Raw genomic sequence first — 7,982 nt, 5'->3', positions numbered from 1 at the left:
ACCTCGAACGGCACGTCGTCGGGCAGCGGCACGGCGGCGTTGCCGGGGACGACGATCTCCTCGGCGAAGGTGCCGGTGCCGATGAAGCCGAAGACCGGCTTGCCGCCGGAGCTGAAGACCGGGGTGGTGACGTTGGCCATCCCGCTGAGGCAGAGGTTGCCCTCGCCGCGCTTGCAGGAGCCGCACTTCCCGCAGGGCGGCATCCAGCAGACCACCACCCGGTCGCCGGGCGCGACGTGGGTGACGCCGTCCCCGGTCTCGACGACCTCGCCGGCGCCCTCGTGGCCCGGCACGAACGGCGTCGGCAGCGCGAGGGTGCCGTTCATGCCGGAGACGTCGGAGTGGCAGAGGCTGGCCGCGCGCATCCTGATCCGGACCAGGCCGGGGCCGACCGGCCGGGTCGTCACGTCGTCGCGGACGTCGAGCACCTCGTCGCCGGTCTGCTGGAGAACGGCGGCACGCACGGTGTTCCTCCTCGGGGCGGGGACCTGCACGGACTGCGGCAGGTAGACGGTCTTCGGCTCCAGGTAGGCGCGCAGGCCCTCCAGGCCGAACTCGCGGCCGAGGCCGGAGTTCTTGAAACCTCCGAACGGGCCGAGGAAGTCGACCCGCATCGTGTTGACGTTGACCGTGCCGGTGCGGATCCGGCGGGCCACGTCGAGGCCGTGCTCGGCGTCCCCGGCCCAGACCGCGCCGCTCAGGCCGAAGTCCGAGTCGTTGGCGATCCGGACGGCGTCCTCCTCGTCCCGGTAGCGGATCAGGCAGACGACCGGGCCGAAGACCTCCTCGCGGGCGATCCGCATGTCGTTGGTGACGTCGCCGAGCAGCGTCGGCTCGACGTACCAGCCCTTGGGCCGGTCGGCCGGGACACCGCCGCCGGCCAGCAGCGTCGCGCCCTCCGCGAGGGCGATCCGGACGTACTCCAGGCTGCGCTGCTGCTGGCGCCGGGTGACCAGCGGGCCCACCTGGGTGGCCGGGTCGAGCGGGTCGCCGACCTTCAGCGCCGCGACGGCGGCGGTGAGCGCGGCGGCGATCTCCTCGTACCGGCTCTCCGGCACCAGGACGCGGGTCAGGGCGATGCACGCCTGCCCGTTGTTCATGTACGAGCCGGCCATCAGGGCCGGGACGACCCGGGCCAGGTCGGCGTCCTCCAGGATCACGGCGGCCGACTTGCCGCCGAGCTCCAGCGTCACCCGGTGCAGGTTCGCGGCGGCGCTCGCCATCACCGCCTTGCCGGCCGCCACCGAGCCGGTGAAGGCGACCTTGTCGACGCCCGGGTGCGCCACCAGGTAGGCGCTGGTCTCCCGGTCGGCGGGCAGCACGTTGAGCACGCCCGCCGGGAGCCCGGCCGCCTCGGCGACCTCGGCCAGCAGGTAGGCGTCCAGCGGGGTCTCCGGCGACGCCTTCAGCACCACGGTGCAGCCGCTGACCAGCGCGGGGGCCAGCTTGGTCGCGGTGACGAACTGCGGGACGTTCCACGGCACGACCGCGGCGACCACGCCGACCGGCTCGTTGCGGACCAGCAGCGGGCCGCCCATGCCGTGGCGCCACTCCTCGAAGGGGAACTCGCGCCCCACCCCGGCGGTGGTGCCGTAGGTGGCGACCGCGCTCATCACCTGGCCGGTGGCCGCCCAGGTGACCGGCGAGCCGTTCTGCGCGGAGATCAGCGCGGCCAGCCGGGGCGCGCGGGCCGCCAGGCCGTCCTTGATCCGCAGGACGACCTCGATCCGCTCGTGGACCGACATCCGCGGCCAGGGGCCGTGGTCGAACGCCTCGCGCGCGGCGGCCACCGCCGCGTCCACGTCGGCCGGGCCGGCGTGCGGTACCCGGCCGATCACCTCCTCGGTGTGCGGGGACACCACGGTGATGGTCTCCCCGCCGGCGGGGGCCACCCAGCGCCCCCCGATGAACAGGTGCTCGTGCTCTATGACATCGGCCATCGCAGTCCACTCCAGGAAGTGATTATCGATCGTTCGATAGCGGTGAGTGGGTGCACCGAACCACGGCCGTCCGGCCGTGTCAACGGGTCGGGTGGGAACGGCTGGTGGCGGGGGAGCGGGCCGGGGCCCGGGTCAGCGCGCGGGGCGCCGCACGACGCCGCGCGGGCGGTACTCCACGATCGTCAGGGCCAGCGAGACGTAGCGCTCCACCAGGTCGTCCTCGCCGAGCTCCCCGCCGGGGCGGTACCACTGGGCGACCGCGTTGCACATGGCGATGACGGCGCGGCGGGCGTCGTCCGGATAGGGGGTGGTGAAGACGCCCTCGTCCAGGCCGGCCCGGATGATGCCGGCCCACTGCTGGGTGGCCCCGGCGATCCGGGCCTCGTAGGCGGCCAGGTGCTCCGGCTCCAGGCTGCGCTGCTCGGTGATGGTGATGCTGCTCTTGGCCGGGTGCTCGGCGCGGAACCGGACGGTGGCCTCCACCAGGGCGGCGAGCCGCTCGGCCGGGTCGTCCCCCGCGCGCTCCAGCGCCTGGTCGCAGGAGCCGAAGTACTCGTCCATGCCCTCGTCGATGATCGCCCGCAACAGCTCCTGCTTGCCCGGGTAGTAGTGGTAGAGGGCGGACAGGCTCATGCCGGAGCGGCGGGCGATGTCCCGGATCGAGGTGGCGCCGTAGCCTCGCTCGGCGAACTCCTGGCGTGCCGTCTCGATGATCAGCTTCTGGGTGGTGGAGCTCATCCGGGTGCGTCCTCGCGGGTCCTGGGCATGTCGCCCTCCGATCATAGGGGTGCCGCCGTCCCCGGCCCGCCCGGATCCGGTCCGGCGGCCGGGGTGGCCTGCGCCACACGGGGTGGACAGGGCGGCACCTCCGCTCTAGTTTAACGATCGTTCGAATGGTCGTTTGGCTGATCCCCGCACTCCTGGAGGGCCCCCGTGTCCGATGCGGTTCTGACCGAGTACGGCGACGGTGTCGCCGTGATCACCATCAACCGGCCCGAGGCGCGCAACGCGGTCGACCGGGCGGTGGCCGAGGGCGTCGCCGCCGCGCTCGACGTGCTCGACGCCCGCGACGACCTCACCGTCGGCGTGATCACCGGCGCCGGCGGCACCTTCTGCGCGGGCATGGACCTCAAGGCGTTCCTGCGCGGCGAGCGCCCCGTGGTCGAGGGCCGCGGCCTGGCCGGGCTCACCGAGGCGCCGCCCGCCAAACCGCTGATCGCCGCCGTCGAGGGCCACGCGCTAGCCGGTGGCTGCGAGATCGTCCTCGCCTGCGACCTGGTGGTCGCCGCCGAGGACGCCCGGTTCGGCCTCCCCGAGGTCAAGCGCGGCCTGGTCGCCGCGGCCGGCGGGCTGATGCGCCTGCCCGAGCGCGTCCCGCGCCAGATCGCCATGGAACTCGCCCTCACCGGCGGCTTCCTGGACGCGCCCAGGGCGCACGCCTTCGGCCTGGTCAACCGGCTCACCGCGAACGGCGGCGCACTGGCCGGCGCCCGCGCCCTCGCCGCCGAGATCGCCGCCAACGGCCCGCTCGCCGTCCGGGCCACCAAGCGGATCGTCACCGAGGCCCCCACCTGGCCCGCCGCCGAACGCTGGCAGCGCCAACGCGCCCTGATCGACCCGGTCTTCGCCTCCGAGGACGCCAAGGAGGGCCCGCGCGCCTTCGCCGAGAAGCGCGCCCCCCGCTGGACCGGCCGATGAACAGCCACCCGACCCCGGACGCCCCGGCCCCCGGCGGTCCTCCGCGCTCCGGGCCGCTGGCCGGGCTGCGGATCGTCGAGCTCGGCGGCATCGGTCCCGGCCCGTTCGCCGCGATGCTGCTCGGGGACCTCGGGGCCGAGGTGGTCCGGATCGACCGCCCCGCCGACGCCGGCCGTCCCGGCTTCCCCGTCCTGCACCGCGGCCGCCGCTCGGTCGCCGTCGACCTCAAGCACCCCGAGGGCGCCGCCGCCGCGCTCCGCCTGATCGACGGCGCCGACGCCGTCATCGAGGGCTTCCGCCCCGGCGTCGCCGAACGCCTCGGCCTCGGCCCCGACACCTGCCTGGCGCGCAACCCCCGGCTGGTGTACGGCCGGATGACCGGCTGGGGGCAGGACGGCCCGAAGGCCCAGGAGCCCGGCCACGACATCAACTACATCGCGCTGTCCGGCGCCCTGCACACCGTCGGACCGGCCGGCGGCGCCCCCGTCGTCCCGCTCAACCTGGTCGGCGACTTCGGCGGCGGCGGCATGCTGCTCGCCCTGGGCACGGTCAGCGCCCTGCTCTCGGCCGCCCGCACCGGCCGCGGCCAGGTGGTGGACGCCGCCATGACCGACGGTTCGGCCGCCCTGCTCGCCATGACGTACGGCTTCCTCGCCGCCGGGCGCTGGCGCGACGAGCGCGGCACCAACCTGCTCGACGGCGGCGCCCCGTTCTACACCACCTACGAGTGCGCCGACGGCCGGCACGTCGCGGTCGGCGCCATCGAGCCGCAGTTCTTCGCCGACCTGCTCGCGGGCCTCGGCCTCGCCGACGACCCCGACCTGGCCCGGCAGCACGACACCGAACGGTGGCCCGCCGCCCGCAAGAAGCTCGCCGAGCGCTTCGCCGCCCGCCCCCGCGACGCGTGGGCCGGGCACTTCGCGGGCACCCAGGCGTGCGTCACCCCCGTGCTGTCGCTCGGCGAGGCGCCGCAGCACCCGCACAACGCCGCCCGCGGCACCTTCCGCACCGGCCCCACCGGGGTCCCCGAGCCCGCCCCGGCCCCGCGCTTCAGCGCCACGCCGCCGGGCGAGCCGACCCCCGCCCCGACCGTCGGGGCCGACACCCGTACCGTCATGACCGGGGCGGGGCTGGACGAGACCGAACTGGACGCACTGCTGGACAAGGGAGTCCTCAGATGACCGCACCCTGGCCCACGGGCATGCCCCGCGGCCTGACCTACCCCGCCGGCAGCGTCGCCGACCTGCTCGCCGGATCGGCCGCCGCGTACGGCGAACGGACCGCCCTGGCCGACGGCGAGCTGCGGCTCTCCTTCGCCGAACTGCACGAGCGCGCCCTCCGCACCGCCCAGGGCCTGCGCGAGCACGGCGTGCGGCCCGGCGACGTGGTCGCGCTGCACCTGCCGAACTCCGCCTGGTTCACCGTCGCCTACTACGGCACGCTGCTGGCCGGCGCCACCATGGCGGCCCTCAACCCGGCGCTGCCCCCGGCCGCGCTCAGCAGCCAGCTCGCCGACATCGGGGCCACCGCCGCGTTCACCCACCCCTCCTGTGCCGGGCAGCTCGCCGAGGCGGCGGGCGGCCGCCTGCGGCTGGCTGTCCTGGTCGAGCCCACCACGGCCGCCCCCGCCCCCGCCGCTGCGGCCGCGGCCCCGGCACCTGAGCGCCTCGCCGAGCAGGTCGTCCCGCTCGCCGAACTGCTGACCCGCGCGCCCGAACCCGCCACCCCCGTCGGGCCCGAGGACGTCGCGCACCTCGCCTTCACCGGCGGCACCACCGGCCGCCCCAAGGCGATCCGGGTGCTGCACCGCAACCTGCTCGCCAACGTGCTGCAGATGGCCTGCTGGCGCAGCGCCGCCCTGCCGCGCACCGACGCCGCGGGCCGGATCACGCTGCACCGCGTCCCGGCGGCCGACGCCCGGTTCGCGGTGCCGCTCGGCGCGGCGACCGTGGTCGCCATCGCCCCGATGTTCCACGCCATGGGCACCGTCACCCAGAACATCTTCGTGGCGAACGGCATCACCGCCGTGGTCTTCGGCCGCTTCGACCCGGCCCGCTACCTCGACGCCGTCGAACGGCACGGCGCGCACACCGTCACCGGCTCGCCCTCGCTGTTCCACGCCCTGCTGGCCGTCCCCGGCGTCCGCGAGCGCGACCTGGGCGCCGTCCGGCTGATCTCCTCCGGCGCCGCGCCGCTGGAGCCCGCCGCCATGGACGAACTGCGGAAGGTCTTCCCGAACGCCCTGGTGATGGAGGCGTACGGCCTCAGCGAGGCCACCCAGGGCCTGCTCTTCCCGCCGCTGGAGCAGGGCGCCGGCACCCCCCGCGGCAGCGTCGGCGTCCCGCTGTTCGACACCGAGGTCGAACTGCGCGGGCCGGACGGCCGCACCCCGGTCGGGCCCGGCGGGACCGGCGAACTGTGGGCCCGCGGCCCGCAGATCACCGGCGGCTACCTCGACCAACCCGCCCTCACCGCCGAGCAGTTCGCGGACGGCTGGCTGCGCACCGGAGACCTGGCCCGCCGCGACGCGGACGGCTGGTACTTCCTGGTCGGCCGGGCGAAGGACATGCTGATCTACAAGGGCTACAACGTCTACCCGGGCCCGCTGGAGGCGCTGCTGTGCGAGCACCCCGCCGTCGCCCAGGCGTCGGTGGTCGGCCTGCCGGACGCCTCCGCGGGCGAACTGCCCGCCGCGTACGTGGTGCTGCACGCCGGGACGGCCGGGACGCCCGAACTGGCGGCCGAGCTGCGGGCGCACGTCGCCGCGCACGTCGCCCCCTACCAGCGGATCCGGCACCTGGAGTTCCTGCCGCAGCTGCCCGTCTCACCGGCCGGGAAGATCCTCAAGCGGGTCCTGCGCGAACGGGGAAGGACCGCGGGCGCATGATGAGCGACCTGCTGCGCTTCCAGCGGTGCACCTGGTGCGGCAGCAGCGAGGCGCGGGAGCGGAACCTGTGCGGGGTGTGCGGCTGCACCGACCTGGAGTGGCGGCACACCGCGGGGGCGGGCTGGATCCACAGCCACACCGAGCAGCGGGTCAAGGGCAACCCGCCGCGCCGGGTCGCCGTCGTCCAGCTCGACGAGGGCTTCCGGGTCAAGGCCCAGGTTCGCTCGCTGCTGCCCGGCCGGGCCCGGGTCGGCGCGAAGGTCCGCTTCGACTCGCAGCAGCGCCCCGACCACCTGCCGGTGTTCCGGCTCGACCAGGCACCCGACCGACCGGAGGAACACGTCGTGCCACCACTCGACGGCATCACCGTCGTCTCCCTCGAACAGGCCGTCGCCGCACCGTTCGCCACCCGCCAGCTCGCCGACCTCGGCGCCCGGGTGATCAAGGTCGAACGCCCCGGCGGCGACTTCGCCCGGGACTACGACCGGGCCGCCAAGGGCCAGTCCGCGTACTTCGTCTGGTGCAACCGGGGCAAGGAGAGCGTCGTCCTCGACCTGAAGGACGCCGCCGACCGGGCCCTGTTCGACCGGATCCTCGACCGGGCCGATGTCTTCGTCCAGAACCTCGCCCCCGGCGCCGCCGACCGGCTCGGCCTCGGCGCGCGGGAGCTGGGCGAGCGGCACCCCCGGCTGATCCGCTGCGGCATCTCCGGCTACGGCGACACCGGCCCCTACACCAGCAAGAAGGCGTTCGACCTGCTGGTGCAGTGCGAGACCGGCCTGGTCTCGCTCACCGGTACCCCCGACACCCCCGCCCGGGCCGGCATCTCGATCGCCGACATCGCCGCCGGGATGTACGCCTACACCGGCGTGCTCACCGCCCTCTACGAGCGCGAACGCACCGGAAAGGGCACCGCCTTCGACGTCTCCATGCTGGACGCCCTCGGCGAGTGGCTCGGCCAGCCGCTCTTCCACGGCCTGTACGGGCCCGCGCCGCTCGGCCGCAGCGGCGCCCGGCACCCGTCCATTTCCCCGTACGGCCACTACCGGGCCGGCGACGGCGGCCAGGTGTTCCTCAGCGTGCAGAGCGACCGGGACTGGGTCGCGCTGTGCGAACGCGTCCTGGAGCGGCCCGAGCTGGTCCGCGACCCGCGGTTCGCCGACAACCCGCTGCGGCACCGCAACGACGCCGCGCTGACCGCCCTCCTGGAGGAGCGCTTCGCCGCCTCCACCGCCGACGAACTGCTGGAACGCCTGGACGCGGCGGGCATCGCCAACGCCAGGCTGCGCTCGGTCGCCGAGTTCGCCGACCACCCGCAGCTCGCCGCCCGGAGGCGCTGGCGCGAGTTCGACACCCCGTCCGGCCCGCTGCGCGGCCTGCTGCCGCCCGTCACCGTGCACGGCCGGGAGGCCCCGATGGGCGCGGTGCCCGCGCTCGGCGCGCACACCGACGCGGTG

The 7,982-nt window shown here is 75.2% G+C and carries 6 protein-coding genes and 2 pseudogenes; 5 read left to right on the top strand and 3 right to left on the bottom strand.

Annotation, left to right across the window (positions count from 1 at the left end; all coding sequences use genetic code 11):
- The 3 genes and pseudogenes from ACFUEL_RS30335 to ACFUEL_RS30325 all read right to left on the bottom strand — a co-directional run.
- Window positions 1–365, bottom strand: a 365-nt coding sequence (locus tag ACFUEL_RS30335; protein ID WP_380239979.1) for an alcohol dehydrogenase catalytic domain-containing protein, incomplete at its 3' end; no start/stop codon positions are given.
- Window positions 366–500: 135 nt separating this feature from the next.
- Window positions 501–1,940, bottom strand: a pseudogene (locus ACFUEL_RS30330) (aldehyde dehydrogenase); the annotation flags it as partial.
- A gap of 132 nt (window positions 1,941–2,072) precedes the next feature.
- Entirely contained in the window at window positions 2,073–2,678 is a 606-nt protein-coding gene (locus tag ACFUEL_RS30325; protein ID WP_380239977.1) for a TetR/AcrR family transcriptional regulator, read from the bottom strand.
- Between the two features lie 195 nt (window positions 2,679–2,873).
- Here ACFUEL_RS30325 and ACFUEL_RS30320 point away from each other — a divergent pair, with 195 nt between their 5' ends.
- From ACFUEL_RS30320 to ACFUEL_RS30300, 5 genes and pseudogenes are all read left to right on the top strand, one after another.
- Window positions 2,874–3,638 carry a crotonase/enoyl-CoA hydratase family protein gene (locus ACFUEL_RS30320; protein WP_380239976.1) on the top strand — a complete coding sequence of 255 codons (765 nt, stop codon included), beginning with the start codon at window positions 2,874–2,876 and terminating at the stop codon, window positions 3,636–3,638.
- Window positions 3,635–4,819: a CaiB/BaiF CoA transferase family protein gene (locus tag ACFUEL_RS30315; protein WP_380239975.1), complete on the top strand. Its 1,185-nt coding sequence runs from the start codon at window positions 3,635–3,637 to the stop codon at window positions 4,817–4,819. Before ACFUEL_RS30320 ends, ACFUEL_RS30315 begins: the two co-directional genes overlap by 4 nt.
- The gene (locus tag ACFUEL_RS30310) at window positions 4,816–6,525 is read left to right on the top strand and encodes a class I adenylate-forming enzyme family protein (protein ID WP_380239974.1); all 1,710 of its coding nucleotides are present in this window, start codon (window positions 4,816–4,818) and stop codon (window positions 6,523–6,525) included. Before ACFUEL_RS30315 ends, ACFUEL_RS30310 begins: the two co-directional genes overlap by 4 nt.
- Window positions 6,522–6,779: pseudogene (locus tag ACFUEL_RS30305) on the top strand (Zn-ribbon domain-containing OB-fold protein); the annotation flags it as partial. The gene ACFUEL_RS30310 and the pseudogene ACFUEL_RS30305, both read left to right, overlap by 4 nt.
- Before the next feature lie 90 nt (window positions 6,780–6,869).
- Window positions 6,870–7,982: CaiB/BaiF CoA transferase family protein (locus ACFUEL_RS30300; protein WP_380239978.1), on the top strand; the 1,113-nt coding region annotated here is incomplete at its 3' end.

The sequence above is a fragment of the Kitasatospora sp. NPDC057198 genome, assembly GCF_042670125.1.
In the GTDB taxonomy this organism is placed as follows: domain Bacteria; phylum Actinomycetota; class Actinomycetes; order Streptomycetales; family Streptomycetaceae; genus Kitasatospora.
This window is presented reverse-complemented; position numbering and strand designations above follow the sequence as displayed.